Origin of the sequence: Streptomyces sp. NPDC037389 (genome assembly GCF_040636475.1) — a bacterium.
GTDB classification, from domain to species: Bacteria; Actinomycetota; Actinomycetes; order Streptomycetales; family Streptomycetaceae; genus Streptomyces; species Streptomyces hesseae.
The window spans coordinates 573,053-599,774 of sequence record NZ_JBEZUS010000002.1; the positions used below are offsets into that span (position 1 = coordinate 573,053).

20 protein-coding genes are annotated in these 26,722 nt (G+C 72.6%); 6 read left to right on the forward strand and 14 right to left on the reverse strand.

The features are described 5' to 3' along the window. Positions 1-143: 143 nt before the first annotated feature. The gene (locus AB0E98_RS06155) at positions 144-1,229 is read right to left on the reverse strand and encodes a GTP-binding protein (RefSeq protein WP_361699069.1); all 1,086 of its coding nucleotides are present in this window, start codon (positions 1,227-1,229) and stop codon (positions 144-146) included. A 162-nt stretch (positions 1,230-1,391) separates the two neighbouring features. Between AB0E98_RS06155 and AB0E98_RS06160 the strand changes: the two genes are divergently transcribed. Continuing rightward, positions 1,392-2,330, forward strand: coding sequence for a sucrase ferredoxin (locus tag AB0E98_RS06160; protein ID WP_361699071.1), 939 nt, complete (start codon positions 1,392-1,394; stop codon positions 2,328-2,330). Here the strand turns inward: AB0E98_RS06160 and AB0E98_RS06165 are convergent. Genes AB0E98_RS06165 through AB0E98_RS06175 form a run of 3 tightly spaced genes read right to left on the reverse strand, consistent with a single transcriptional unit; the run spans position 2,314 to position 5,139 of the window. Then, the gene (locus AB0E98_RS06165) at positions 2,314-3,357 is read right to left on the reverse strand and encodes an ABC transporter substrate-binding protein (protein WP_361699073.1); all 1,044 of its coding nucleotides are present in this window, start codon (positions 3,355-3,357) and stop codon (positions 2,314-2,316) included. The two genes, AB0E98_RS06160 and AB0E98_RS06165, sit on opposite strands and share 17 nt — an antisense overlap. Before the next feature lie 56 nt (positions 3,358-3,413). Further along, positions 3,414-4,280, reverse strand: a complete 867-nt coding sequence (locus tag AB0E98_RS06170) for an ABC transporter permease (RefSeq protein WP_361699075.1) — start codon at positions 4,278-4,280, stop codon at positions 3,414-3,416. Beyond that, complete coding sequence (locus AB0E98_RS06175; RefSeq protein WP_361699077.1) at positions 4,270-5,139, reverse strand: ABC transporter ATP-binding protein; 870 nt, start codon at positions 5,137-5,139, stop codon at positions 4,270-4,272. The genes AB0E98_RS06170 and AB0E98_RS06175 overlap by 11 nt, the downstream gene beginning before the upstream one ends. A gap of 243 nt (positions 5,140-5,382) precedes the next feature. Between AB0E98_RS06175 and AB0E98_RS06180 the strand changes: the two genes are divergently transcribed. Together AB0E98_RS06180 and AB0E98_RS06185 are read left to right on the forward strand one after the other, a co-directional pair. Beyond that, positions 5,383-7,008: a sensor histidine kinase gene (locus tag AB0E98_RS06180; protein WP_361699079.1), complete on the forward strand. Its 1,626-nt coding sequence runs from the start codon at positions 5,383-5,385 to the stop codon at positions 7,006-7,008. Further along, complete coding sequence (locus tag AB0E98_RS06185) at positions 7,005-7,682, forward strand: response regulator (RefSeq protein ID WP_361699081.1); 678 nt, start codon at positions 7,005-7,007, stop codon at positions 7,680-7,682. The genes AB0E98_RS06180 and AB0E98_RS06185 overlap by 4 nt, the downstream gene beginning before the upstream one ends. A gap of 33 nt (positions 7,683-7,715) precedes the next feature. Here AB0E98_RS06185 and AB0E98_RS06190 read toward each other — a convergent pair whose 3' ends face one another. The 3 genes from AB0E98_RS06190 to AB0E98_RS06200 all read right to left on the reverse strand — a co-directional run bounded on the left by AB0E98_RS06190 (position 7,716) and on the right by AB0E98_RS06200 (position 11,891). Next, on the reverse strand, positions 7,716-8,468 hold the full coding sequence (locus AB0E98_RS06190) for a response regulator transcription factor (RefSeq protein ID WP_361699082.1): 753 nt from the start codon (positions 8,466-8,468) through the stop codon (positions 7,716-7,718). Beyond that, positions 8,468-9,631 carry a histidine kinase gene (locus AB0E98_RS06195; RefSeq protein ID WP_361699084.1) on the reverse strand — a complete coding sequence of 388 codons (1,164 nt, stop codon included), beginning with the start codon at positions 9,629-9,631 and terminating at the stop codon, positions 8,468-8,470. Before AB0E98_RS06195 ends, AB0E98_RS06190 begins: the two co-directional genes overlap by 1 nt. A 139-nt stretch (positions 9,632-9,770) precedes the next feature. After that, complete coding sequence (locus AB0E98_RS06200) at positions 9,771-11,891, reverse strand: DNA topoisomerase IV subunit B (protein ID WP_361699086.1); 2,121 nt, start codon at positions 11,889-11,891, stop codon at positions 9,771-9,773. Positions 11,892-12,321: 430 nt separating this feature from the next. On the opposite strand from AB0E98_RS06200, the gene AB0E98_RS06205 reads away from it, so the two are divergent. After that, the gene (locus AB0E98_RS06205) at positions 12,322-12,552 is read left to right on the forward strand and encodes a hypothetical protein (RefSeq protein WP_361699088.1); all 231 of its coding nucleotides are present in this window, start codon (positions 12,322-12,324) and stop codon (positions 12,550-12,552) included. A 151-nt stretch (positions 12,553-12,703) separates the two neighbouring features. Here the strand turns inward: AB0E98_RS06205 and AB0E98_RS06210 are convergent, their stop codons facing one another. The 7 genes from AB0E98_RS06210 to AB0E98_RS06240 all read right to left on the reverse strand — a co-directional run bounded on the left by AB0E98_RS06210 (position 12,704) and on the right by AB0E98_RS06240 (position 23,564). After that, positions 12,704-13,684, reverse strand: a complete 981-nt coding sequence (locus AB0E98_RS06210; protein ID WP_361699090.1) for a serine protease — start codon at positions 13,682-13,684, stop codon at positions 12,704-12,706. 143 nt (positions 13,685-13,827) lie between these two features. After that, the gene (locus tag AB0E98_RS06215) at positions 13,828-15,375 is read right to left on the reverse strand and encodes an RNA polymerase sigma factor (RefSeq protein ID WP_361699092.1); all 1,548 of its coding nucleotides are present in this window, start codon (positions 15,373-15,375) and stop codon (positions 13,828-13,830) included. A 379-nt stretch (positions 15,376-15,754) separates the two neighbouring features. Beyond that, the gene (locus tag AB0E98_RS06220; RefSeq protein ID WP_361699094.1) at positions 15,755-16,693 is read right to left on the reverse strand and encodes an FCD domain-containing protein; all 939 of its coding nucleotides are present in this window, start codon (positions 16,691-16,693) and stop codon (positions 15,755-15,757) included. 175 nt (positions 16,694-16,868) lie between these two features. Next, positions 16,869-18,653: an ATP-binding cassette domain-containing protein gene (locus AB0E98_RS06225; RefSeq protein WP_361699096.1), complete on the reverse strand. Its 1,785-nt coding sequence runs from the start codon at positions 18,651-18,653 to the stop codon at positions 16,869-16,871. 153 nt (positions 18,654-18,806) lie between these two features. After that, complete coding sequence (locus tag AB0E98_RS06230) at positions 18,807-19,565, reverse strand: NUDIX hydrolase (RefSeq protein WP_361699098.1); 759 nt, start codon at positions 19,563-19,565, stop codon at positions 18,807-18,809. A gap of 88 nt (positions 19,566-19,653) precedes the next feature. Next, the gene (locus AB0E98_RS06235) at positions 19,654-21,666 is read right to left on the reverse strand and encodes a glycogen debranching N-terminal domain-containing protein (protein ID WP_361699100.1); all 2,013 of its coding nucleotides are present in this window, start codon (positions 21,664-21,666) and stop codon (positions 19,654-19,656) included. Positions 21,667-21,866: 200 nt separating this feature from the next. Then, positions 21,867-23,564: a DUF4192 domain-containing protein gene (locus tag AB0E98_RS06240; protein WP_361699102.1), complete on the reverse strand. Its 1,698-nt coding sequence runs from the start codon at positions 23,562-23,564 to the stop codon at positions 21,867-21,869. A gap of 158 nt (positions 23,565-23,722) precedes the next feature. Between AB0E98_RS06240 and AB0E98_RS06245 the strand changes: the two genes are divergently transcribed. Together AB0E98_RS06245 and AB0E98_RS06250 are read left to right on the forward strand one after the other, a co-directional pair. Beyond that, positions 23,723-25,885 carry a RecQ family ATP-dependent DNA helicase gene (locus tag AB0E98_RS06245; RefSeq protein WP_361699104.1) on the forward strand — a complete coding sequence of 721 codons (2,163 nt, stop codon included), beginning with the start codon at positions 23,723-23,725 and terminating at the stop codon, positions 25,883-25,885. A 230-nt stretch (positions 25,886-26,115) separates the two neighbouring features. Then, complete coding sequence (locus AB0E98_RS06250) at positions 26,116-26,703, forward strand: hypothetical protein (RefSeq protein ID WP_361699106.1); 588 nt, start codon at positions 26,116-26,118, stop codon at positions 26,701-26,703. Positions 26,704-26,722: the final 19 nt, after the last annotated feature.

Genomic DNA, 26,722 nt, shown 5'->3' on the forward strand with positions numbered 1-26,722 from the left:
CGGCGGCGGGGGGGGGGGTTGGTGTGGTTGAGATGGGAGGAGCCGCGGGGCTCGACGACCGCGCACGCCGGCCCCCCCCCCCCCCCCGGCGCGTACGGGCGTCAGGCCCGTACGCGCCTCAAGCCCGTGGACCCGTACTCGCGTCAGGCCTGTGCGTAGCGCAGGACGCCCCACATGCTGTGCTCCTCGGCGGCCTCCGGCGCCGTGTCCCGGCAGGCTTCGAGGCCCTCCTTCAGGGCACCGGCGTCGATGCCCCTGCCGATCATCACCAGCTGCGTGACGCGCTCCTCGGAGCGCGCCCAGGGCGACCGGTAGAAGCGCAGGAAGTCGCCCACCGCGTGCAGGGTGAACTTGTCGCGATGGCCCGTCACACCGAAGTGGACGAAGCCCTTCACGCGGTAGAGGCCCTCGGGCCTGCTGTCGAGGAAGTCCATGAGCCGCCGGGGGTTCATCGGGGCGTCGGAGCGGAATTCGACGCTCTCGTAGCCGGAGTGGAGATGGCCGCCGTGGCCGCACCGCTCCCCGCAGTGGTCACCGTGCTCGTGGTCGTGCTGGTCGTCGTGCCCGTCGCCGTCCGTGAGGAGGAGGTCCTCGAAGGAGAGCTGGCGCACGGCCTCCAGGTGGTCCTCGCGGGGCTTGCGGTCGAAGAGCATCTCCGGGTCGATCCGCCCGTGGGAGACCGGGACGACGGGAGTGCCCGGGGCCAGCCCGGTGAGCGTCTCCAGCAGGCTCTCGCGGGCCTCGTCCCCGATCCGGTCGGCCTTGTTGAGGACCACGAGATCGGCGATGCCCACATGCCGGTCGAGCTCCGGGTGGCGTTCGCGCGTCGCCGCGAACTCCGCCGCGTCGACCACCTCGACCAGCCCGCCGTAGACGACGCTGTCGTTGTCGCTGGCCAGGATCATCCGGATGATCTCCTGGGGCTCGGCCAGCCCGCTCGCCTCGATGACGATCACGTCGATGCGGGCCGCCGGGCGGGCCAGCCGGTCCAGGAAGCCGTCCAGCTCGCTGGTGTCCACCGCGCAGCACAGGCAGCCGTTGCCGAGGGAGACCATGGAGTCCACCTGGCCGGCGACGCTCATCGCATCGATCTCGATCTTGCCGAAGTCATTGACGACCGCCCCGATCCGGGTGCCTCCACTGCGCCGCAGGAGGTGGTTGAGCAGGGTCGTCTTGCCCGATCCGAGGAATCCCGCCAGCACGATGACCGGAATCTGTCGCTTGGCCAAGGAAGAGCCTCCATCGTCGGTCCACTGCGGCGGACGGACCGGGATCCACCGCCCGACCCAGGATAGGAGGGTCCGGACGATCGTCCGCATATCGTCGGCTCGTCCTACGAGCGGACCGGCTCGGCGCGCAGGACCGACCCCGGTCAGGTTAGGCTCACCTACGTGAGCACGTGCGCGACCGCCTCCCGACAGCTGACCGAGCCGCTGGCCGGTACCGCCGCACCGGCGCGGACCTGGCTGCTGATCGAGCAGCCCGGCCCGTGGGGTGCGAACGCCCTCACCTCCAGCCACCTCGACCCCGCCGTCGGCCGTGCCCTCGACGAGGCGGCCGAGGGCACAGGTGTGCGGATCGCCCTGATCCGCCGCCCGGGGCGGCACGCGGACTGCCACGAGCCGTCCCTCCAGCGGATCTTCGTGGCCCACACCGCGCCCGGCCGCTCCTGGATCCGTACGACCGCCCTCGCCGACCCGGCCGCGCTGATGGAGCTGGACCTCGCGGCGCTCGGCGCGGGCGAGCACGGCGGGCTGTGGGAGCCGTACGACGGGGATCCCCTCGCCCTGGTGTGCACCAACGGCAAGCGTGACCGCTGCTGCGCCCTGCTGGGCCGTCCGCTCGCCGCCGAGCTGGCCGCCGCGGGAGGCACGGAGGTCTGGGAGGTCACCCACATCGGCGGCCACCGCTTCTCCCCCACCCTGTTCGTCCTGCCCTACGGCTACGCCTACGGGCGGGCCACCGCACACGCCGTCAAGGAGGCGCTGGAGGCGGCGCGCGACGGCCGGATCATCACCGCGCACTGCCGGGGCCGCTCCGCCTGGGAACGCCCCGGGCAGGCCGCCGAGCTGGCCGTCCGCGCGCTGACCGGCGAGGAGGGCGCGGACGCCCTGGACGTCACCGGGACCGAGGGGGCCGCGCCCCGCTGGTCCGTGACCGTCGCGCACACGGACGGCCGCGCCTGGCGGGTCGAGGTCGGGCAGGGCGCGGCGGAGCCGCCCCGCCCCGAGAGCTGCGGCCGGGCACTGGGCACACCGGCCCGGATGGACGTCGTCGCCGTCGTCCCGCTGGCCGCCGCCCGGCCGGCCGGGCTCAGCCGGCCTTCTTGACGAACTCCGTGGTGTAGGTCTTCTCCAGGTCCACGGAGGCGTTCTTGAGGTTCGGGTTGAAGGACTTGAGCACCTGGAGGACGGTCTTCGGCCCGTCGGCGGGCATCACGCCGTCCTTGGTGAACATCGGCAGGGTGCTGCGGATCGACTTCACGTACAGGTCCTTGCCGCCCTTGGCGTAGTCGGCGGGCATCTGCGCCGCGATCTCCTCGGGCGTGTGCTCGGACATCCACTTGAGGGTCTTCACCATGGCGTTGGCGAGCTTCTGGACGGTCTCCTTGTTGCTGTTCACCCAGTCGCTGCTCATGTAGAGGCTCGACGCGGGGTAGAGCCCGCCGAGGGCCGCCTTCGAACCCTCCGGGGTGCGCATGTCGACGAGGACCTTGCCGAGGTTCTTGTCCAGGACCTGGGCGACGGTCGGGTCGGTGGTCATGCCGCCGTCGATGGCGCCCTTCTCCAGGGCGGAGAGGAAGGTCTGGCCGGCGCCGACCGCCACGGGCGTCACATCGCTGACGTCCACGCCGTTCTTCACCGCCAGGTACTTGGTGAGGAAGTCGGTGGACGAGCCGAGTCCGGTCACGCCCAGCTTCTTCCCCTTGAAGTCCTTGGGGGAGACGATGTCGCCCGCCGCCTTGGTGGAGACGACCTCCACCTCGCCCGGCGTCTGGGCGAGTTGCACCACCGACTCCACCTTCTTGCCCTTGACCTGGAGGTCGAGGGTGTGGTCGTAGAAGCCCACGACGCCCTGGACGTCACCGGAGAGCAGGGAGGTCGTGGCCTGGACGCCGGCGGGCTCGCTCAGGAGCTTGACCGTCACGCCCTCCTGCTGGAAGTAGCCGAGGCGCTGGGTGAGCACCGCCGGCAGGTAGATGACCTTGTCCAGGCCACCGACCATGATCTTTACGACGTCCCCCTTGAGGGAGTCGCTGCCCGAGGTGTCGGCCGACGACTCGTCGGCGCAGCCGGAGAGGGACAGGCACATCGCTCCGGCGACGACCAGTGCGGAGAGTTTGGCGGACGTACGCATTTTCCGTTCCTTACGGTCGGGTCGAGGGGGGTGGGGCGGATGGTGCGCGGTGGGGGTCAGCGCTCGCCGGACGCGGCGGGCTTCCAGCGGAAGAGCCGCTTCTCCGCGAACGTCAGCAGGCCCTCGGCGAGGAGCGCGACGACGGCGAGGATGGCCATCGCCGCGAACACCCCGGCCGTGTTGAAGGTGCCCTGGGAGGCGGCGACGAGCAGGCCGATGCCCTTGGACGCGCCGAGGTACTCGCCGACGATCGCGCCGATCAGCGCGAAACCGAAGCTGACGTGGAGACTGGTGAAGATCCACGAGGTGGCGGCGGGGATGACGACCTGGAGGGTCACCCGGCGGTCGCTCGCGCCCAGGATGCGGGCGTTGGCGACCAGGTTGCGGTCCACCTCGCGGGCGCCCTGGAAGGCGTTGAAGAAGACGGGGAAGAAGACCAGCACCACGGCCGAGGCGACTTTGGAGGCGATCCCCAGGCCGAACCAGATCACGAAGATCGGCACGAGGACGATCCTGGGCAGCGCGTTGAGCACCTTGATGAACGGGCCGAGAACGTCGGCGAGGAAGCGGACCCGGCCGAGGACGATGCCGAGGACCACACCGGCCGTCACTCCCACGACCCAGCCGAGCAGCGCCTCGTAGAGCGTGTAGGCGATCTGCTCGCCGAGCGAGCCCTGCGGGGTGCCGTGGAGAGTCCACTCGACGGTCTGGTCCCAGATCCTCGACGGCATCGAGAAGTTGAAGGCGTCGATGACCTCGGTACGGGCCAGCACCTCCCAGACGCCCAGGAGGAGGGCGAGGAGCAGGACGCGCGCTGCGAGGACCCGCAGCTTGTGGTTGCGCGCCGCCCGTGCCCGCGCTTCCGTGCGCCCCTGGGGGCGCTTTTGTGCGACGACGGCGGCGGAGATGGACTCAGGCGACATGAGCGGCACCCCTTTCCCGGGTGATACGGACTTCCTCGCCGAGGGAGGACCAGATCTCCCGGTAGATCTCGATGAACCGGGGCTCCAGGCGCACGGCTTCGACCCTTCGGGGGCGGGGCAGGTCGATCGGGAAGATCTCCTTGACGGTGGCCGGCCCGGCCGTCATCACGACGACCTTGTCGGCGAGCGCGATGGCCTCCTCCAGGTCGTGGGTGACGAAGACGACGGAGGCCGCCCGGCCGTCGGGGCGTGAACCGCCCCACAGCTCCAGGAGCTCGTCGGACATCAGCGCCCGGGTCTGTACGTCCAGCGCCGAGAACGGCTCGTCCATCAGCAGGATCGCCGGATCGCCCACGAAGGTCTGGGCGAGCGCCACGCGCTTGCGCTGGCCGCCGGAGAGCTGGTGCGGATAGCGGTCCTCGAAGGCCGCGAGCCCCACCCGGCCCAGCCAGTCACGGGCCCGTTCGCGCGCCTCCGCCTTCGGCACTCCCCGGAAACGTGGGCCGGCCATCACGTTCGACAGCACGGTCCGCCAGGGGAAGACCGCGTCCTGCTGGAAGACGAAGCCGACCTCGGGCCGGATGCCGGTCACGGGCTCGCCGCCCACCAGCACCTCGCCCTCGGTGGGCTCCTCCAGGCCGCTCACCAGCGTCAGCGTGGTGGACTTGCCGCATCCGGTCGGGCCGACGACCGCCACGAACTCCCCCTGCGCGACGGTGAGGTCGAGATCGCGCACGGCCGTGTGGTCCGCCCCCGAGGGGGTGCGGAACACCTTGGTCGCACCGCGCAGCTCGATCGCCGGCGCCACGGCCGGCCGTGGTGTGCCGCCGGGGTTCTCCCCTGGGTTGCCGCTGTTCATAGGGCGCCTCCGCTCCTGGGTGTCCGGCCCCGCCGCCCGTGCGGGACGACCGGTGCTGGAGGCTAGGAGTGGCCTGCGCCACAGCGGCAGTCTTGTGTGCGCTGTGCGACTTCAGCGTATGAAGCCTGTTCTGCTCGTTTTGCTCGCGATAGAACAACGAAAGTGACACGGGGGTGACACAAGAGGCCATCGTCCGGCTACGTTCGGTACACACCCTTGGCCCGGAAGCGAAAGGCTCTCTCCATGCGCCCCCGGTTGCCCCGGCGTGTCTTCGCCCAGGCCCTGTCCGTCCAGCTACTGATCACCACCGGCGTCACGGCGCTGACCGCCGGTCTCTTCCTCGCGCCCCTGGGCGCCCAGCTGGACGAGCAGGCCGAACGCCGGGCGCTGGCCATCGCCGAGGCGGCCGCCGCCCAGCCCGGGCTCGCCCATGACATCCTGGCCGGGCCGCCGAACCCCGACGGACCGGTGCAGACCGCCGCCGAGCGCATCCGCCTGGCGACGGACGCCAGTTACGTCGTGGTCGTCGACACCCGGGGCATCCGCTACTCCCACACCACGCCCGCCGAGATCGGCCGGCATGTCAGCACCGATCCGGGCCCGGCCCTGGCCGGACGCGAGTGGACCGGCATCGAGAACGGCACCCTGGGCCGCTCGGCGCGCGGCAAGGTGCCGCTGCGCGGGCCGGAGGGCGCGATCGTGGGCGCCGTCTCGGTCGGCATCGCCTACGACGACGTGCGCGACGTCCTGCTGCACGCCCTGCCCGGCATCCTCACCAACGCGGGAGCAGCGCTCGCGGTCGGCGCTCTGGCGGCCCTGGCCGTCTCGTGGCGGCTGCGCAAACGCACCCGCGGCATCGCGCTGTCGGAGATCGCCGCCCTCCTCGACGAGCGCGAGGCCATCCTCCACGGCATCCGTGAGGGGGTGGTGGCCCTCGACCGGAAGGGCAGGGTCCGGCTCGTCAACGACGAGGCGCGGCGGCTGCTGGGCTTCGGCCCGGACGTCCTCGGCCGGCCACTGGACGCCGTCCTCCCGCCCGGCCGGACCACCGATGTGCTGGCCGGCCGGGTGACCGGCACGGACCTGCTCACCGTCCGGGACGGCCGGGTCCTAGTCGTCAACCGGATGGACACCGCCGACGGCGGAACCGTGGCCACGCTCCGCGACCGCACGGAGCTCGAACAGCTGGGCCGCGAACTGGACGGCACCCGGGGGCTGACGGAGGCGCTGCGCGCCCAGGACCACGAGCACGCCAACCGGCTGCACACCCTCGTCGGGCTGCTGGAACTGGAGATGTACCAGGAGGCGGTCGACTTCGTGGCCGAGGTGACCGGAGCACACCGGGCCACCGCCGAACAGGTCACCGAGCGGGTCCACGAACCGCTGGTCAGCGCCCTGTTGGTGGGCAAGAGCGCGGTCGCCGCGGAGCGCGGGGTGGCGCTGCGGGTGAGCGAGGAGTCGGATCTGCCGGGCCGGGTGGTGGAGCCGGGGGACCTCGTCACCGTGCTCGGCAATCTCGTGGACAACGCCCTCGACGCCGCCGGGAACTACCGGCCGGACGCCTTTGTGGAGGTCGGGATCCGTGCGGAGGGCACGACGGCCGTGGTCACCGTCTCCGACAACGGCCCCGGCGTCCCGGAGGAGGCCCGCGAACTGGTCTTCGCCGACGGCTGGTCCACCAAGAAGGCCGCGCCGAACCGTCCCCGGGGACTGGGCCTCTCGCTCGTACGACGCCTCGCCGAACGGTACGGCGGCTCCGCCCGCGCGGGTGAACGGGACGGCGGCGGCGCGGCGTTCACCGTGGAGCTGCCGGACGCCCTCCACCCCTTGGCGTCGGGCACGCGATCCCTCGAAGGAGTGAGCAGATGATCGAGGTCCTGGTCGTGGACGACGACTTCCGCGTCGCCGAGATCAACGCCGCGTATGTCATGCGGGTGCCGGGTTTCCGGGTGCGGGCCACGGCCCACAACGCCGCGCAGGCACTGGCGCTCCTGGAGCGCGGGGGCATCGACCTGGTACTCCTCGACCACTATCTGCCGGACGAGAGCGGGCTGTCGCTGATCCGCCGCATCCGGGAACTCGGCCACCACACGGACGTCATCATGGTGACCGCGGCCCGTGATGTAGCGACCGTGCAGACGGCCATGCGCTACGGCGCGCTTCAGTATCTGGTGAAGCCGTTCACCTTTCCTGGGCTGCGGGTGAAGCTGGAGGCGTACGCGCGGCTGCGGCGGACCCTGGCGGGCGCCGAGGAGGCGGAGCAGGACCAGGTCGACCGGATCTTCGGCACCCTGCGCACCGCCGCCGTCACCGCGCCCCTGCCCAAGGGGCACTCGGCGCCGACGGCCGACCTGATCCGCCGGGTGCTCTCGGACGCCTCGCAGCCGCTGTCGGCACACGAGGTGGCGGAGCGCTCGGGGCTGAGCCGGTCGACCGCCCAGCGGTATCTCAAGCGGCTGGAGGAGTCGGGCAGGCTCAGCCTGACGCTCAAGTACGGCGAGACGGGCCGCCCCGAGCATCGCTATGCCTGGTCAGGGCGGTGACACCCCGTCGGCTCGTCAGGCTCCATCGGTTCGTCAGGACATGGAGGCCTCCGGTGGCCTCGCGATGCCGTGCCGGAAGGCGTAGCGCACGGCCTGGGCCCGGTCGCGCACCCCGGTCTTGGCGAAGAGGTTGTTGATATGGGTCTTCACCGTCGCGGTGCTGACCTGGAGACGGCGGGCGATCTCACCGTTGGACAGGCCCTCGGCGACGAGTGAGAGGACTTCCGCCTCACGCGCCGTCAGCCCGTCCGGAAGCTCGCGCGGAGGCCCCGGCGCCGCCGGCGGACGCTGGACCGCGCCCGTGGAAAGGCGCTCCAGCAGCCGCAGTTGCACCTTCGGGGACAGCCCCGCCTCCCCCGACATCACATGCTCGACGGCCCGTACGATCTCCTCCCCGCCGGCGTCCTTGGTGAGATAGCCGCGCGCGCCGGCCCGCAACGCGGGAAAGAGCGAGTCGTCGTCGGCGTAGGTCGTCAGGATCACGACCTGGGTGGCCGGGTACTCGGCACGGATCCGCCGGGTGGCCTCCACGCCGTCGCACCGCGGCATCCGCAGATCCATCAGCACCACATCGGGCGCGTGCTCGGCCACCAGCCGCACCGCTTCCAGCCCGTCCGCCGCCGCGCCCACGACCTCGATCCCCGGTAGCAGCCCCAGCAGTATCACGATCCCCTCGCGTACCACGGTCTGGTCGTCGGCGACCACCACCCGCGCGGCCCGTCGCCCCCCGCTCCCCTCCCCGGCGACGCCCCCCGGCCCGCTCGCTCCGCCGCTCGTACCGCCCATCACGCGGGCACCCTCAGACACACCACAAAGCCCTCCTGGTCCGATCCGGCCGGCCCGGCCTCCAGCGTGCCGCCGAGCAGTTCGGCGCGCTCCCTCATCCCGAGCAGACCGTACCCGGCGCCGGTGGCCGCCAGCCCCTCGACCGTGCCCCCCGCTCCGCTGTCCTTCACCCAGAGCTCCACCTCTCGCTCCAGATAGGTGAACCGCATCTCCACCCGAGCGCCTGGAGCGTGCTTGCGCACATTGGTGAGCGCCTCCTGCGCGACCCTCCGCACGGCCAGCCCCGCCTCCGCGGGCAGCCCGCGCGGCTCCCCCGCCATCTCCAGCCGCGCCCCCTCGACCGCCGCGACCTCCCGCAGGAACTCCTCCACCGGTGTGAGCTCCCCCCGCAGGGCGGACAGCGCCTGCCGTGTCTCGGCCAGGCCCTGGCGCGCCATGCCCCGGGCCGCCGACACCCGTTCCAGGATTTGCCGGCGGTCCGCGCCGCCCTCGATCAGCAGCCGGGCCGCCTCCAGATGCACCAGCTGAGCGGAGAGACTGTGTGCCAGCACATCGTGTATCTCCCGGGCGATACGGGCGCGCTCCGCCAGCGCCGCCGACTCCGCCTCGGCCCGCCGGGCGGCCCGCTCCTGGGCCAGCAACCGGAACCCGGCGCCCCGGGCCTCCTCGTCAAGCCGCAGTGAGTACCCGATCAGCAGCACGCCCATGACCGTCACCGCGATCGTCACCGACCGGTCGTGGGTGACCAGCGCGTACGTCCCCAGGCACACGCCGGCGAAGGCCACCCCGGCTCCCAGGGGGAGCCGCTCCACGGCGATGGCGGCGCTGACGCACCACAGCCCCGTCGCCGCGGCGTGCGACCCGGCCGCCTGGGCGGCCACCCCCACCAGCGCCGGCACGCCCAGCAGCGCGACGGAGGGCCACAGCCGCATGGTGAGCGTCGTCAGATAGCACCCCCGCACGGCGGCGGCGCAGAGCAGGAAGCCGGCCGCGAGCGCCGCGTACCCCCAGCCGTGGAAGACGTCCTCACGGAGCACCTCCCACAGGAAGGCACCCACCAGGACGACGCGCACCACCCACGTCATCACCCGGCGCCGCCGGGGCACTCCCACCCCGGCGAGCGCCTCACGGGCGGGCCATTCGGTCCAGTTCTCGATCGTCACGCGACCCACGCTACGGAGCCGGCTCCCGGCGCGTATCGGAGCACGGGTGGGTCCCGGGTGGATCCCGGGTGGAGATGTCCTCTCCACCCGGGGGTGGACGTCGGGCGTGGCGCCCGCGTATGTGTCGCCCGCCGGGCCGTCAGGCGTCGATGCGCGAGCGGTCCAGCGTGGCGGCGGAGTTGGTGATGAACTCCTTGCGCGGCGCGACCTCATTGCCCATCAGCAGGTCGAAGGCGCGCTCGGCGGCCTCCAGGTCGCTGATGTTGATCCGGCGCAGGGTGCGGTGACGGGGGTCCATCGTGGTCTCGGCGAGCTGGTCGGCGTCCATCTCACCCAGACCCTTGTAGCGCTGGATGCTCTCCTTGTAGCGGGTGCCCTTGCGCTCCAGCTCCATGAGCGTCTGCCGAAGCTCGCTGTCGGAGTAGGTGTAGATGTACTTGTCCTGCCCCTTCTTGGGGTGCGTCAGCTCCACCCGGTGCAGCGGGGGCACCGCCGAGAAGACCCGGCCCTCCTCCACCATCGGCCGCATGTAGCGCTGGAACAGCGTCAGCAGCAGACAGCGGATGTGCGCGCCGTCCACATCGGCGTCGGCGAGGAAGATCACCTTCCCGTACCGTGCGGCGTCGATGTCGAAAGTGCGGCCGGACCCGGCTCCTATCACCTGGATGATCGCGCCGCACTCGGCGTTCTTCAGCATGTCCGAGACCGAGGACTTCTGGACGTTGAGGATCTTGCCGCGGATCGGCAGCAGCGCCTGGAACTCCGAGTTCCGCGCCAGCTTGGCCGTACCGAGGGCCGAGTCGCCCTCGACGATGAACAGCTCGCTGCGCTCGACATCGTCGCTGCGGCAGTCGGCCAGCTTGGCCGGCAGGGAGGAGGACTCCAGCGCCGTCTTCCGCCGCTGGGCCTCCTTGTGCTGGCGGGCGGCGATACGGGTGCGGGCCGCCGCGACGACCTTCTCCAGAACGGCCCGGGCCTGCTGCTTGGCGTCGCGCTTGGTGGAGGTCAGGAACGCCTTGAGCTCCTTGGCGACCACGTTGGCGACGATCCGGTTGGCGGCCGAGGTGCCCAGCACCTCCTTGGTCTGCCCCTCGAACTGCGGCTCCGCCAGCCGGACGGTGACGACCGCCGTGAGCCCCTCCATGGCGTCGTCCTTGACGACGTCGTCCTCGGCGACCCGCAGCATCTTGGCCGAGCGGAGCGCCTCGTTGACCGTCTTGGCGATCGACCGCTCGAACCCGGTGACGTGCGTACCGCCCTTGGGGGTGGCGATGATGTTGACGAAGGACTTCACCGTGGCGTCGTAGCCGGTGCCCCAGCGCAGGGCGATGTCCACGCCGAGCTCGCGGGTGACCTCGGTGGGGGTCATGTGGCCCCGGTCGTCGAGGACCGGCACGGTCTCCTTGAAGGTGCCCTGCCCGGACAGCCGCAGCACGTCGCAGACGGCCTTGTCCTGCGCGAGGAACTCGCAGAACTCGCTGATGCCGCCGTCGTAGCGGAACGTCTCCTCGGTGATCTCCCCGCCGTCCAGGGCCCGCTCGTCGCGGACGACGATCGTCAGCCCGGGCACCAGGAAGGCCGTCTGCCGGGCGCGCCCGTAGAGGTTGTCCAGGGAGAGCTTGGCGTCCTTGAGGAAGATCTGGCGGTCCGCCCAGTAGCGGACGCGGGTGCCGGTGCGGGCCTTGGCGACCTTCTTGCCCTTGAGCAGCCCGCCGGAGGGGTCGAAGGGGGCATCCGGGCCCGACTCCGTGAAGATGCCGGGGACGCCCCGGCGGAAGCTGATCGAGTGGGTCCTGCTGTTCCGGTCGACCTCGACGTCCAGCCGCGCGGAGAGCGCGTTGACGACGGAGGCGCCGACACCGTGCAGACCGCCGGAGGCCGCGTACGAGCCGCCGCCGAACTTGCCGCCCGCGTGCAGCTTGGTCATCACGACCTCGACACCGGACAGCCCGGTCTTGGGCTCGACGTCCACGGGGATGCCGCGGCCGTTGTCCCGCACCTCCACCGACCCGTCGTCGTGGAGGATCACCTCGATGTGGTCACAGAACCCGCCGAGGGCCTCGTCGACGGAGTTGTCGATGATCTCCCAGAGGCAGTGCATCAGGCCGCGGCTGTCCGTCGAGCCGATGTACATGCCCGGCCGCTTGCGGACGGCCTCCAGGCCCTCGAGGACGAGCAGGTGCCGAGCGGTGTAGTTGGATCCGTCCCGGTCTGCCCCGGTCAGCAACGCAGTGGACGGCACGGACGTCTCGGCGGTCACGCGGTTCGCTCCTCGCTGAATTTCTGTCTGGCCCGAGTGGGGCACATGGGTGGCTCAGTTGCCGTTCAGAGGGTACCGAGGCCAGGTAGAGCCTTTGTGCCGCCACCCTTGAGAACAACCATGCTAATCGAGTTTCGATCACCTGTTCGATACCTCGATGGAGTGACATGCACATCACGTTCCCTTCGAGGCATGAACCATTTAGGCTCCGGGCACGTCCTCAAGAACAACCCGGCAAGCCGGCCGGGAGGACGACAACCCCCAGCGACGTGAAACCGTAAGCCCACGCAATACGGCTCATTCGCCGCCAAACGTCAAGATCCGGCCCCTCGAAAGGAAGTTTCGAGGAAAAGCCACGAGCGGGAACGTTTTCGGCCTGGTTGGATGTTGACCCTGGTACGACAGCTCGTCGAGCTAGAGAAGAGGCGACGTGACTACTGTTCTGACCCCCGCGAGCCCGCTGACGGCCGCTGACCGCTGCGACCGGTGCGGCGCTCAGGCTTACCTGCGCGTCGTTCTCATGAGCGGCGGTGAACTGCTCTTCTGCGCCCACCACGGCCGCAAGTTCGAGCCAGAACTCAAGAAGATCGCCGCGGAAATACAGGACGAGACGGAGCGGCTCACCGCCGTGCCGGCGTCCCCGTCCGACGAGGACCGCTGAGTCCGCGCGGTGCAGCGCTGACACATCGCATCCGACGACGAGCGAGGTCCGGCCAGCCAGAGCCGGGCAGCCGCGGGCGGCCGCCCCACCGGGGAGGCCGCCCGCTCTCGTACCCTCTTCCGGCTCCCGCCGCTCGGCGGCGACCCCGGCCTCAGGCCCATCGCGGCCTCCGGCCCGGCCGCTTCCCCGACCCCGGAGCGGGCGGCGCCACCTGCGGGGACGCGGAGGGAGCGGCCGACGGAGCCGGTGGCCGGACGGGCGGTGCCACGGGAGGCTGCGCGGGTGGCGGAGCGGCCGGTGGAGCGGCTCCCGGAGCCGGGTCGACACTGTGTGCCCAGATCAGCGCGGCGACGGCGGAGACGCGCGTATAGACCCCTGGACGGCCCGCCTGGGCGCAGCCGCTCCCCCAGGACACCAGCCCCACGAGGCGTCCCCGCGCCACCAGCGGGCCTCCGCTGTCGCCCTGGCAGGCGTCCCGCCCGCCGCGCTGCAGCCCCGCGCAGAGCATGGTCGACGGCTGGTAAACCCCTTCGGGGCCGCCCGGGTAGGCCTGCCGGCACATCCCGTCCTCCATGACGTACACCAGCGCGCCCCGCAGCGTGGGCGAGTAGGCGCCGTTGCCGAACATGTCGCCCCAGCCGTAGACGCCCGCCTCCGTGCCGGGCTTGTAGGCCGCGTCCCCCTCCTTCGCCATGGCGATCGGGGTCTTGTCGGCGACCGGTTCGGCCAGGGTGAGGACGGCGACGTCCCCGCCGTTGGTCTCGGGGTTGAAGGCGGGGTTGACCCAAGCGTCCTTGAGCGCGATCTCCTTCCCCGCCCCGCCGCGCAGGTCGTCACGCCCCACGATCACCCGCAGGTCCTTCGCCTCGGACATCTCGACGCCGAGGACTTCACGGCTGAGACAGTGGGCCGCCGTCACGACCGTCGTACGGCTCACCAGGGCGCCGCCGCAGAACTGGCCCGACCGGACGGGGCCGAACCGCTCACGGCTCGCCAGAGCCACCATCCAGGGCACGTCCGCGACCTTCACGGCCTGCCCACCGACGATCCCGCGGCTTCCCGCCCGCACCGGGACGGGGGCCACCAGCAGCAGCACGGCCGTTCCGATCAGCGGGTACCTCAGGGCGCGCATACACAGCCTCCTGACGGAGCGAAATCCTTTGCCTACCCAGCGTCACCCCGCACGCCGGTCACCGCATCCCGGAGAACAGCGGGGCCCGGCCCCTCGGAAGAGGAACCGGGCCCCACGGCGATCGATCTATCGCTCTGTCAGGACTAGTCGAGGTAGTCGCGCAGCACCTGCGAACGCGACGGATGACGCAGCTTCGACATCGTCTTGGACTCGATCTGACGGATGCGCTCACGCGTCACCCCGTAGACCTTGCCGATCTCGTCGAGCGTCTTCGGCTGGCCGTCGGTGAGACCGAAGCGCATCGAGACCACGCCGGCCTCGCGCTCGCTGAGGGTGTCCAGGACGGAGTGCAGCTGCTCCTGGAGGAGGGTGAAGCTGACCGCGTCGGCCGGCACGACCGCCTCGGAGTCCTCGATGAGGTCACCGAACTCACTGTCGCCGTCCTCACCCAGAGGGGTGTGGAGGGAGATCGGCTCACGGCCGTACTTCTGGACCTCGATGACCTTCTCGGGGGTCATGTCGAGTTCCTTGGCCAGCTCCTCCGGGGTGGGCTCACGGCCCAGGTCCTGGAGCATCTGGCGCTGGACACGCGCGAGCTTGTTGATGACCTCGACCATGTGCACCGGGATACGGATGGTGCGGGCCTGGTCGGCCATCGCGCGCGTGATGGCCTGGCGGATCCACCAGGTCGCGTACGTGGAGAACTTGTAGCCCTTGGTGTAGTCGAACTTCTCCACCGCGCGGATCAGACCGAGGTTGCCCTCCTGGATCAGGTCCAGGAAGAGCATGCCGCGGCCGGTGTAGCGCTTGGCCAGGGAGACCACCAGACGGAGGTTGGCCTCCAGGAGGTGGTTCTTGGCACGCCGGCCGTCCTCGGCGATGATCTCCAGCTCGCGCTTGAGCTTCGGGGCCAGCTTGTCGGCGTTCGCCAGCTTGTCCTCGGCGAAGAGACCGGCCTCGATGCGCTTGGCGAGCTCGACCTCCTGCTCGGCGTTGAGCAGGGGGACCTTGCCGATCTGCTTCAGGTAGTCCTTCACCGGGTCGGCGGTGGCACCGGCCACCGCGACCTGCTGCGCCGGGGCGTCATCCTCGTCCTCGTCGGACAGGACGAAGCCCTTGTTCTCGCCGCTCTCTTCCTCTTCTTCGCCCTTGCCCGGGGTGGGGGTCTCCTCGAGGAGATCCTCGTCGAGGAGCTCGTCGGAGTCCTTCTTGGCGGCCGTCTTCTTGGCCGTCGTCTTCTTGGCGGCGGTCTTCTTGGCCACCGTCTTCTTGGCCGTCGCCTTCTTGGCGGCGGTCTTCTTGGCGGGCGCCACGGCCTCGTCCGTATCGTCGCCGTACGCGCCCTGGGCGGACGACGTCGAGACGGAGGACTGCCGCGCCGTGACCGTCTTGGAGGAGACGGCCTTGGTGGCGGTGCGCTTCGCCGGGCTCTTCGCTGCGACGCTCTTGCGGGTGCGCTTGGGCGCCTCTGCGGCACTGACCATCAGCGTCACACCCTCCTCATCGAGGACCTGGTTGAGGCTGCGCAGAACGTTCTTCCACTGGGTTGGCGGAATCTGGTCAGCCTCGAAGGCCCGACGCACGTCGTCGCCGGCGATCTGCCCCTCGGCCTTTCCCTGCTCGATGAGCGCCATCAGAGACTCGGATTCGGCGATCTCCGGCGGGAGCGTACGGGATGTGCTGGCCGACACGAACAACCTCTCGGAACGATGGAAACGGCTTCCGGCCCCGTCCGCTCTGGACCGGGCCGACGACCGTCGGCAAGGATGAACCGACGGCGCGTGGGCGGTAGTGCGGAGAAGTCAGCACCTCCATCGAGGCGCGTATTCCCTCCGCAGTCACCACCTCTTTAGTCATCGCGCTGTCACAAGGAGCGTTACGCCCAATCCTCGTGGCCCGAGTCACACCCCAAAACAGGGTGAAAGGCCCCTGAAGTGGACAGATCGCGAACTCTGCCGCCGTCGACGGCCGTGCGGAACGGCTCGCCCGGTGCGTCCGTACGATCCCGTACGCACGCGCCGGCCGAGCGGCCCCGCACGCGCCGCCCCGTCCGCGGGGTCCGTCCCGCGCTCAGTGCTCGCGCGGGGCGGGCACCACTCGCTCGACCTCGGGGTGGGTGACGAGCAGCTGGCGCATGGCCGCCTCGGCCCCCGCGGCGTCCCCGGCGGCGACGGCGTCGACGATCCGCAGGTGCTGCCCGACGCCCGCCTCGGTGGGACGGTCGCAGCCGCCGGTGGAGGCACCGGAGACGTGGAGGGCGGCGGAGACGATCCCCGAGAGGTGCTCCAGCATGCGGTTGCCCGCGACCTGGAGGAGCAGGGAGTGGAACTCGGCGTCGGCGCGGCCGAAGGTGAGGGAGTCACCCTGGGCGAGGGCGTGGCCCATGATCTCGGCCATGTCGGCGAGGCGCTGCTGGATGTCCTCGCGGCCGTGACCGGCGGCGAGCCGGGCGGCCAGCGGCTCGATCGTCCAGCGCAGCTCGCACAGCTCACGGCGCTGGTCGTCACGCTGCGGCCCGAAGGCGCGCCATTCGATGATGTCGGGGTCGAGGAGGTTCCAGTCGCTGACGGGCCGGACCCGGGTGCCCACGTTGGGGCGGGCGCTGACCAGGCCCTTGGCCTCGAGGACGCGCAGGGATTCGCGGACGACGGTGCGGGAGACCTCGAAGCGCTGCCCGATCTCCTCCGGGACCAGCGGGCGGTCGGCGCCCAGGTCGCCGGAGACGATCATCTGGCCCAGCTGCTGCACGAGCTGGCCGTGCAGTCCTCGGCCACGGCTGCCTGCGGCGCGGCGGCCCGCGCGGCTCAGCTCCCCGTCGCCGTCCCAGGCTGGCGGGGCTCCGCGGTCGGCCCCGGGGGCGTCCGCGTAGGAGTAGCGGTCAAGCTCGCCCGGGCCTGCGAGGCCGGAGTCGGCGGGGCGAGCCGCGGTCATCATGGTGTGCGCAAGGGTACTCACGCTTCCTTTGTCGGCGACACCTCGAAGGCCCTTGAGGTCTTTGGTGAAAAGCACACGAAAGGGTGATCGCCCATTACCTCGCAATTGACGCTCAAATAGCCAGAATCGGGCACCCTCCTGGGCTGGCCAACTGCGGAGAGTGACAGCTCCGCCGGGTTCTCCGCAGCCCCTCCGGGCTGATTGTCACTCTGCGTTCGCTGGGGACCGGCGAGGCGCATTAGCACAGCGTTCACCTGGGCCGCCCGCGGATCACGGTCAGCACATACGCGCCGAGCAGTCCCGCCAGCGACAGCGCGAGCGCCCATCCGATCGGCTGGGACATCAGGCGCAGCGCCGCCTCGATGCCCTGGTCGACGCCGGACGGCCAGCGCACCAGGGCCGCCGAGCGCAGCCGCTCCGGCAGGCCGATCAGCGACCGGGCCTCGGGCCGGGAGAGCGCGCCGCCGAGTACGGGCACCACCAGCGTGGGCACGGCGAGGACCGCCACCAGCCCGAGCGCGGTGGACCGGAACAGCCCGGCCGCGAGCAGTCCCGCCCAGGCGCACCCCAGGACGAGGCAGGTCCAGCCCACGAGCGCGACAGCCCAGCCGCCGGGGAGGACGGGGACGGCCGGGCCGAAGAGGGTCCGCAGGGCGGCGGCGTCGAGACCGAGCGCGGTCAGCGCGAGGAGCAGGGCGATCCCCGCCGAGACCGCGAGCTTGGCGCCGAGCAGTCCCAGCCTGCGTGGCACGGTGCCCTGGTCCGGGGCGAGCGCGGGGTAGCGGAACTCCTGGCCGAAGGAGAGCGAGCCCAGGAGGCCGGCCGCGAAGGCGGCAGGCGGCAGGGGCAGCCAGAGCGGCCAGCCGGCGAGCAGCCGCGGCGTCGGGGCGGCTCCGGCGCGCGCGAGCAGGATGGAGGCGAGCACGGAGAGGACGAGCGCCCCGCCCGCCACGCCCCAGCCGGTGCGTACGCCGGTGGCGCGGCGCAGTTCGTATCGCAGGGGCCACGCCGGGCTCGGGGCCGGGAGCCGGTGCCGCAGACCGGAACGGGCCGCGGCCTCCGGCACGGCGGGTCCGTCCGTCGCGCCGTCCTCGCCGGCCGTGCCGTCGGCGCCGCGGCCGTCGGCGCGCCGCAGCGGTGCGACGGGGCCGGTGTCCATGGTCTCCTCCGCGAGGCGGTGCACGAGGATGCCGTGGCGGTAGGCGGTCTCGCCGATGACGGCGCAGCTGCTGCCGTAGACGAGGAGCCGGCTGCCCCCTTCGCGCACGACCTCGACGGGAGGGCCGCTCGTCCGCTCGTCCGCCGAGTCCGCCTCCTCGGCCAGGACATGGGCGAGGCGGTTCGCCAGGGGCGACTGGACGACGACGTGGGGGCGCAGCCGGGTGCCGGAGAATGCGGTCCCCTCTTGGTCGGCGACGAGGCGTCCTTCGTCGATGGTGACGACCTGGTCGGCGATCCGGGCGGCCTCGGCGGGGTCGCGCGAGGTGACCAGGACCGCTCCACCCTGGGCCGCGTAGCCGCGCAGGAGCCCGTGGAGCCATGCGGTCTCGCGGGGGGAGAGCCCTCCGGCCGGTTCGTCGAGGACGAGGGTGTGGGGGTCGCCGAGGAGCGCGGAGGCGAGGCCGAGGCGGCGGTCCATTCCGAGTGAGAAGTCGCCGAGGCGCTGGTCGGCGAGGCCGCTGAGGCCGACGACCTCAAGGACGTCGTCGGCGCGCTCGGCCGGCACCCCGGCCGCGGCACTGAGCATGCGCAGATGGCCTCGGGCGGTGCGGCCGGGGTGTCCGGGAACGTCCCCGAGGAGGACCCCGATCTCGCGGGCGGGGTGGGGGATCCGGTCCAGGGTGCGGCCGCGGAAGAGCGCGACGCCACGCCCCGCGTCGAGTCGCAGCATCAGGCGCAGGGCGGCGGTCTTGCCGGCGCCGGGCTCGCCGAGCAGCACGGTGACGCGCCCGGGGCGGGCCTCGAAGGTGAGGTCGTCGACGGCGGGGGGCTGGTGGCGGCGGGAGAGGCTGGTCAGCCCGATGGCCTGGATCATGGCTTCACTCGCGGGACGGCGGGACCATACCGCAGCACCGTAACCCGATATGTCCTATTTGCTACGCAATGTAGATGCCCGCGCCGCCGCGTGTTCCCTCCGGCGGCCTCGCCGAAGTCCCTCATCCGGCTTTCGCGCCCCAGGGGTTCGGAGCTACGCCTCGGGCCGCAGCATGGGCGGATTGAGCAGCGTGGCCCCGCCCGCCCGGAAGAGCTGCGCCGGGCGCCCGCCCTGGCGCGTCGTCGTCCCGCCCGTGGGCACCAGGAATCCCGGGGTGCCGGTGACCTTGCGGTGGAAGTTCCGCGGGTCCAGGGCGACGCCCCACACCGCTTCGTAGACCCGGCGGAGCTCGCCGACCGTGAACTCCTGGGGGCAGAAGGCGGTGGCCAGCGAGGAGTACTCGATCTTGGACCGGGCGCGCTCGACGCCGTCCGCGAGGATGCGGGCGTGGTCGAAAGCCAGCGGCGCGGCCTGCTCGCCCTCGCGCCCGTACCCGACCTCGTCCAGCAGGTCCTCGACGGGCGCCCAGCGCACGCTGCGCGCGTCGCCGCCGGGGCGCGGGGCCGGCAGATCGGGCGCGAGCGCGAGGTGGGCCACGCTCACCACCCTCATCCGCGGGTCGCGCTTGGGGTCGCCGTACGTGGCGAGCTGTTCGAGGTGCGCGGCATTGGCGTTCGCGGGCGCCACCGGGTCGTGGGCCTGTAGCCCGGTCTCCTCGGCCAGCTCCCGGGCGGCCGCCGTCGCCAGGTCCTCGTCGGCCCGCACGAATCCGCCCGGCAGGGCCCACCGGCCCTGGAAAGGGGGCTCGCCGCGGCGGACGGCCAGCGCGCACAGCGCGTGGCGCCGCACGGTGAGCACGACCAGGTCGACGGTGACTGCGAAGGGCGGGAAGGCCGACGGGTCGTAGGGCATGCCGTGATCATAGTCGTCTGCCTGACGATAAACAGGCTCTTGCGCTCTCCCCATGAGCGGCTCGGCCATGAACCCGGCACCCATCCGCTCACACCCCCAGTTGCAGGCCGGCCGCGGCTTCCTCGACCATGCCGAGCCCGAGTCTGCTGATCCGTACGGAGAACGGCCGCTCGGCGACGCGCAACCCGGTGAACCGCAGCTCGCCGAGCGGCACCGAGCGCGGCGGCCGGACCGTCACACCGCCCGCCGGGACGTCGGGGCGCACCCCGGCCGCCGCCGTCAGCAGCTGGACCGCGCCCGCGGCGGCGACGGCGGCGGGGCGACAGGCCGCCGGATGCGGCAGCGGCACACCGCCCGTGGTCCGCTGGTCCCCCGCGTACATCTCCGGCAAGCGGTGGTCGAAGGACTCCGAGGCGTCCAGGACCCCCCGGAGCAGCCCGGCGGCCTCCTTCTCGTACCCGGCCGTCATCAGCCCGGCCACGGCGACCGCCGTCTCATGGACCCGCACGGCTCCCCCACGGTGCCCGAAGGGGTTGTGCCCGGGCTCCTTCGCCCCCAGGCTGCGCAGCCCCCAGCCCGAGTCGAGGGCGGGACCACCGAGCAGCCGCGCGAGCTGCTCGGTCTGCACCCGGTCGAGCAGCCCCGGGCCGTACTCCCCCGAACCGAGCAGCCCCGTGTCCAGCAGGTGGGCCGCCGCGCACCCCAGGTGAGGTATCAGCCGACCGTCGGCCGTGCGCGCGGCCACGGGCCGCCCGCCACCGCGGTCGTCGGACCAGAAGTCCTCCCGGAAGCGGCGGCGCAGCGCCGCCGCCCACTCGCGCAGGCCCTCCGCGCCGGGCCGGCCGTAGACCTCCAGTAGATCCGCCCCGAGGGACGCGGCCCGGTGGGCGTGCGCCTGGACCTCGCAGCGGTACGGGCCGCCCGGTGCCGGGTCCGCGAGGTACACCCGGTCCCCGGTGGCGGCCCGCAGCCACTCCAGGCACCGCTCGGCCGCGGGCAGCAGGGCCTCGGCCTCCTGCTCGGGGAGCCCCCAGCGCCGGGCCTCGGCGAGGACGACGGGGAACAGCAGGGTCGCCTCGACACCGGTGCAACCGGGAGGCAGGTGGGCGCCCGAGTGCCGTAGCGCCCCGGGGATCCTGCCTGAGTCCGGCCCCGGGCCGACGATCTGTGTACGCGCCAGGGTGCGCAACGTGCCGGCGGCCAGCCGGACGCCCAGGGGCAGGGTCATCCGGGCCGCCCACAGGGCCTCGGCGGGGGCGAGCTGGCCGCACCGCCAGGGAATGCCGGCGGCAAGGTGGGCATCACCTGGGTGGACGGGGTCACGCACGAGGAGTGCGCGGAGGTCGCCGAGGGCCGTCGCCAGCAGTGCCGCGACCCGTGGATCGTCCCCGGCGGCCTCCGCCTCTCCCCAGGGCGGCGCCGCCCCGCCACGGCCGAGCACCGCCGACTCGGGTGCGTGCGGTCTGCTGGGCAGCTCGGGGCGGACCCGGAGCTCGATGCTCCGGCTGCCCCCGGGCGGCAGCCGCATCTCCCAGCACAGCAGTCCGGCTGAGGCGAGGACATCGTCCGGGGCCGGGTCGGCGGTGACCACCGCGTGTGTCCCGGGTGCCGACCAGCGCAGCCCGGAGGCGTGCACGTCGGCGGGGAGCTCGGGTCCGGCGGCCCCGGCGGCGATCGCGGCCAGCTCGGCGAGGTCGGTCCCCAGGGCCACTTCCACGGGCAGCGTCAGCTCCTGTGCCGCCGAACTGCGGACGACGATCCGCTCCACGCCTTCGGCGTCGCGCAGCCGCTCGACGGTGACGGCCGGGTCCGGCCCGGCGTCGGCGGGGGTGCGCACCGTGCCGACGAAGCGGGCGCGGTCCGCGCTGACCATCCGCCCCTGCACGGGCAATGGCTCGACCCCCGCGACCCGTACCCGGCACGTGCCCAGGAGCCTGCGGCCGCTCCGGTAGAACCCGTCGAGGCCGTGCCCGGTGAGCTGCCCGTGCGCGCGGGAGATCGCGAGCGCAGGAAGGGCGACGCAGATCAGCGACTCGTGCACGGGCTGCGGCCCCTGGGCGCGCGCACTGCCGCCGCGCCGCTGCTCGGGCGGACGCTGCACCAGGTGGGGCGTATGGGTCGAAGGACCCTTGGGGGCGATGCCTTGCACGGTGTCTGCGCTCCCTGGGTGCTCGCGGTCCGGGTCCCGGCGGTCCTGACCGGGCCGCCGGATGGCCGACGACGATCGTCTACGACGATTACGGCCACTCAGGTGAACGGCGCCGGGCCCGCCGAGGTCACGGTGGCCCTCCGCAACCGGGGTCATGACCGGCTCCGCGCGCCCCGCGGCCCGCCGCGTCGCCGCGTACGCGCCCGTCCCGCCGGCCCACCGGCTCCCGCGGGTCCCACGGGCCCGGCCGGAGAGCCCGGCCCACTCGTACCGCTACCGCCCGATCCGGTTGGCCCGCTCGTGCCGCCAGGGCCGGCAGATCCCACGCCGGCCGGGCCCACGCCAGCCGGGCCCATGCCAGCCGGGCCCACGTCGGCCGTCCCCGCGCCGACGGTCGCAGACCGGTCACGGCGTCGCCGTTCTTCCGCGCGGTCCGCTGCCTCCCTCGCCCTCGTCGCCTCCATCACTTCTGTCGTTCCTGCCGCCCCTGTAATCTCCGCGGCCTCCCTGCCCGTCGTCGCCGACGCCGCAATGTCCCTCGCCCCCGCCTTCTCCGTCCCCGGCACCGGGCTCGTCATGGCCAACAGGTCCGCCTTGGACACCGCCCCGGGCCCTGACGTCGCCCCGGACTGCCGGCTCTTGGCGTCCGCTGCCGCCGCGCGGGTCGCTTCGACGTGGGCCGCCGCGTGCACCGCGCGGTCGGCGCGTTCGCGGCGCAGACAGCGGCGGAGGTGTTCGGGGTCCATGCCGTCGTTGCACGCGCGGTGGAGAAGCTGGGCGAAGAGGTATTCCGGGTCGGCGCTCAGGGCCCGGCTCAGCGCGACCCGGGCCTCCGGGTGGTCGCCGATCGACCAGGCGACCCAGCCCGCCAGGGCGAGAGGAGCGGCCGCGTGCTCCGTATAGGGAGGAACGCACCGCCGGGCGAGAGCCCGCCACAAACGCAGCACCGCCGGGGCCCGGGGCCCCTCCATCCATTCCGCGGCGTGGTCGCGTGTGGTGCGGTCCTGAAGACCGAGGATGACGGCCGCCGCCTCGTCGGCGGCCAAGAGGTCGTCGTCACGGGCGTCGGCTTCCGCCCGGCCGACGACGGGCCGGGCGGTGTGGAACCGGCCCACGACCAGGCTCACCAGGTCCAGCGTCTCCTGCCGTACGGTCCAGCCGGCGGTGCCGGTCAGGATGCGTGGGACGAGATCGGCGGCGGCCGCGTCCAGCGCGGACTGCTGCTCCAGCGCCCGCCCTCCGGTGAGCGGGGCGTACCGGGCCTCCATCTCGCGCAGCGTTCCGCGCACCTGGATCCCCGCGTAGGCGGCGGCCGCGGCCATGACCGAGGTGCCGGGAGGGGTCAGTGGCGCGCCGTCCGTCGGGCAGCAGCGTTCGTCGGGGCAGCAGTAGGACCAGTAGCGGCCGTCGGAGAGGCACAGCGCCTCGTAGACGGGCACATCCAGCTCTCCGCAGGCCAGGCGGAGGCTCTGGGCCAGCGGGCGGAGCCGCTCCATCACCTGGTGGCCGGTCTCTCCGCCGGCGGGGTCCTGGCACAGGAACAGGACGATGCCGTCTGGCCGGGCGCCCCGCTTGTCGCAGCCCGAGATCAGGGTCTCCGCGAGCTGCTGGCTGACGTCGGGCCACTCCTCCGGGCCCGGGATGCCGAGCCTGAGCCGCCCGCCGAAGCGGCCGCGCTCGCCGTGGAGGGCCAGCATCACCACGCTGTCGTTCGGGTGGAAGCCCAGCAAATAGGGGAGGGCGTCGGCGAGTTCGGCCGGGCTGCGCAGCGTGATCTGCGCGTCCGGCGGGGTGTCCCGGGCGGCGGAGGAGTCGGTGGAGGGGCGGGAGGGCTCGTTGTGGTGGGTCATGGCCCGAGAGTCCCGCGGGGCCGTCCGAGCCCGCCAGCCCTGTGGATAACTCCAGAAGTATTGTCGTACTACTTCTGTGGAGAACCGCCCGCGCGAGTTTTCCACAGGTCCGGCCACCGGGTTCGCGCGTTGTCAGTGTCCTCGTGTTGCATGGGGGCATGACCAACGAAGCCCTCCGCACCTCGGCGGACACCGTCCTCGCCCGTCTCGTCGGAGACGCCACGGGCACGGCGAGACTGCGCGAGGACCAGTGGCGCGCGATCGAGGCCCTCGTCGCCGACCGCCGCCGCGCGCTGGTCGTCCAGCGCACCGGGTGGGGCAAGTCCGCGGTGTACTTCGTCGCGACCGCCCTGCTGCGGGCGCGGGGCAGCGGCCCGACCGTGATCGTCTCCCCGCTGCTCGCCCTGATGCGCAACCAGGTCGAGGCGGCCGCGCGGGCGGGCATCCAGGCGCGCACGATCAACTCCTCCAACACCGAGGAGTGGGAGACCGTCCAGGCCGAGGTCGCGGCGGGCGAGGTGGACGTGCTGCTGGTGAGCCCCGAGCGGCTCAACAACCCCGACTTCCGTGACAACGTGCTGCCCAAGCTCGCCGCCGCCACCGGTCTGCTCGTCGTCGACGAGGCGCACTGCATCTCCGACTGGGGCCATGACTTCCGGCCCGACTACCGTCGGCTGCGGACCATGCTCGCCGACCTGCCGCCCGGGGTGCCGGTGCTCGCGACGACCGCCACGGCGAACGCCCGCGTCACCGCCGACGTCGCCGAGCAGCTGGGGACGGGAGAAGGGGCGGAGGCGCTGGTGCTGCGCGGTCCGCTGGACCGGGAGAGCCTGAGCCTCGGCGTCCTGGAGCTCCCGGACGCCGCCCACCGCCTGGCCTGGCTCGCCGATCACCTCGACGACCTCCCCGGTTCGGGCATCGTCTACACGCTCACGGTCGCCGCCGCCGAGGAGGTCGCGACGTTCCTGCGCCGACGCGGGCACACCGTCACCTCGTACACGGGCAAGACCGAGAACGCCGACCGTCAGCAGGCCGAGGAGGACCTGCTGGCGAACCGCGTCAAGGCGCTGGTGGCCACCTCCGCGCTGGGCATGGGCTTCGACAAGCCCGACCTCGGCTTCGTGGTCCACCTCGGCTCCCCCTCCTCCCCCATCGCCTACTACCAGCAGGTGGGCCGGGCCGGGCGCGGCGTCGAGCACGCCGAGGTGCTGCTGCTGCCCGGGCGCGAGGACGAGGCGATCTGGAAGTACTTCGCGTCGCTGGCCTTCCCGCCGGAGGAGCAGGTGCGTCGCACGCTGGACGTGCTGGCCGCCGCGGACCGGCCGCTCTCGCTGCCCGCCCTCGAACCGCTGGTGGACCTCCGGCGCTCCCGTCTGGAGACCATGCTGAAGGTCCTCGACGTGGACGGCGCCGTGCACCGGGTGCGCGGCGGCTGGACCGCGACCGGCGCGCCCTGGGCGTACGACGGCGAGCGGTACGCCTGGGTCGCGCGGCAGCGCGAGGCGGAGCAGCGCGCGATGCGGGAGTACGCGGCGGCGACCGGGTGCCGGATGGAGTTCCTTCGGCGGCAGTTGGACGACGAGGCAGCCGGGCCCTGCGGGCGGTGCGACAACTGTGCCGGGTCCCGGTTCTCCGCCGGCGTCTCCGGCGCGGCCCTGGACGCCTCCCGGGGCGAGCTGGGTCGACCGGGGGTGGAGGTGGAGCCGCGCCGGATGTGGCCGACGGGGATGGCCGCGGTCGGTGTGGACCTCAAGGGACGGATCCCCGTGGGCGAGCAGGCCTCGCCCGGCCGGGCGCTCGGGCGGCTCTCCGACATCGGCTGGGGCAACCGGCTGCGTCCCCTCCTCGCGCCGCAGGCCCCGGACGCCCCCGTTCCGGACGACGTGGCGGACGCGGTGGTGACCGTACTGGCCGACTGGGCCCGGGGAGCGGGCGGTTGGGCGTCCGGCGCCCCGGACGCCCCGGCCCGCCCGGTGGGCGTCGTCACCGTCGCCTCCCGGACCCGGCCGCTGTTGATCCGTTCGCTCGGCGAGCGCATCGCCGCCATTGGCCGGATGCCCCTCCTCGGCTCGATCGAGTACGAGGACGTGGACACGGACACCCGAGTGCCGCGCACCAACAGTGCCCAGCGACTGCGAGCGCTGGACGGGGCGCTGACCGTGCCGTCAGCCCTCGCGGAGGCCCTGGCGTCGGCCGGCGGTCCGGTCCTTCTCGTCGACGACATGACCGACACCGGCTGGACCCTCGCCGTCGCGGCGCGGCTGCTGCGGCGCTCCGGGGCGAAGGAGGTGTTCCCTCTGGTCCTTGCCGTTCAGGGGTGACGCACGAGACGACCGGGCGGCCCGGAACTCCGGGCCCCGGAACAGCGGATACCGGTCACTGGCGGCAATTGATCGTTGCCGCACAGCGGGTGGCGCCGCGAGAATTGGACGAGTCCCCCGCCCCCGCCCGTCGCACAGGCCGCCGGGACCGCTGTCGCGCCGTAGGCCGCGGTGTACGCCCTGCCTGAGCTCCCGCCCCGGATCGTGGGCGTGCAGACGAAGGGAGAATCATGGCCTTCGGCTTCGCTCCACCCTCGTCCGCCGACTCCGTTCCCCGCCCGGGCAGGCTGCTCGAACCCTCGGACTGGATCGCCTCGGGAGTCCCCCTGCTGCGCAATCCGCGCGAGGTGGTCAGCGGGCTCCACGCCCGGCACTCGCCGACGCCGTCCACGGCGGTCGTCGCCGTCTTCCAGCCGGACGAACGGCTCGTGGCCAGCGCCTCCTTCGTCCGGCACGCCGGGCGCGCGGGCCCGGCCGACGGCTGGGAGCTGCGCAACGCGCTCCTCACCCAACTGCGCCGGGTGATCCCTCATGATCTGCGCAGACGCGCCCCCGTCCGCACGGCCGTGCTGCTCTACTGCCGTGAGGGCGTGTCCCATTGGACGGAGGAGGACGGCGCGTGGATGTGGGCCCTGCGCGACGCCTGCGCGCTGCACGGCCTGCGCTGCGGCGCGTACATCACGCTCACCGGCACCGGGTGGCAGATCCTCGGCGAAGGGCGCAGCGGCCGTCGGCCCTGCTCCGCCGTCTATCCGGTAGCGCCGCTCAGCTCCGGCGGCGGAGCGCCCGAGGCGCACCGCCGTACGGTGGCCCGGTGAGGCGATACGCCTCGGCGGC

What these genes read in the sequence shown, in the direction of transcription:
- AB0E98_RS06190 (WP_361699082.1), bottom strand. Translation starts at nt 8,468, where the DNA reads ATGGGCGGTACGAGCGGCGGAGCGAGCGGGCCGGGGGGCGTCGCCGGG.
- AB0E98_RS06250 (WP_361699106.1), top strand. Translation starts at nt 26,116, where the DNA reads ATGGCCTTCGGCTTCGCTCCACCCTCGTCCGCCGACTCCGTTCCCCGC.
- AB0E98_RS06165 (WP_361699073.1), bottom strand. Translation starts at nt 3,357, where the DNA reads ATGCGTACGTCCGCCAAACTCTCCGCACTGGTCGTCGCCGGAGCGATG.
- AB0E98_RS06175 (WP_361699077.1), bottom strand. Translation starts at nt 5,139, where the DNA reads ATGAACAGCGGCAACCCAGGGGAGAACCCCGGCGGCACACCACGGCCG.
- AB0E98_RS06210 (WP_361699090.1), bottom strand. Translation starts at nt 13,684, where the DNA reads ATGCGCGCCCTGAGGTACCCGCTGATCGGAACGGCCGTGCTGCTGCTG.
- AB0E98_RS06180 (WP_361699079.1), top strand. Translation starts at nt 5,383, where the DNA reads ATGCGCCCCCGGTTGCCCCGGCGTGTCTTCGCCCAGGCCCTGTCCGTC.
- AB0E98_RS06230 (WP_361699098.1), bottom strand. Translation starts at nt 19,565, where the DNA reads ATGCCCTACGACCCGTCGGCCTTCCCGCCCTTCGCAGTCACCGTCGAC.
- AB0E98_RS06170 (WP_361699075.1), bottom strand. Translation starts at nt 4,280, where the DNA reads ATGTCGCCTGAGTCCATCTCCGCCGCCGTCGTCGCACAAAAGCGCCCC.
- AB0E98_RS06185 (WP_361699081.1), top strand. Translation starts at nt 7,005, where the DNA reads ATGATCGAGGTCCTGGTCGTGGACGACGACTTCCGCGTCGCCGAGATC.
- AB0E98_RS06245 (WP_361699104.1), top strand. Translation starts at nt 23,723, where the DNA reads ATGACCAACGAAGCCCTCCGCACCTCGGCGGACACCGTCCTCGCCCGT.
- AB0E98_RS06225 (WP_361699096.1), bottom strand. Translation starts at nt 18,653, where the DNA reads ATGATCCAGGCCATCGGGCTGACCAGCCTCTCCCGCCGCCACCAGCCC.
- AB0E98_RS06240 (WP_361699102.1), bottom strand. Translation starts at nt 23,564, where the DNA reads ATGACCCACCACAACGAGCCCTCCCGCCCCTCCACCGACTCCTCCGCC.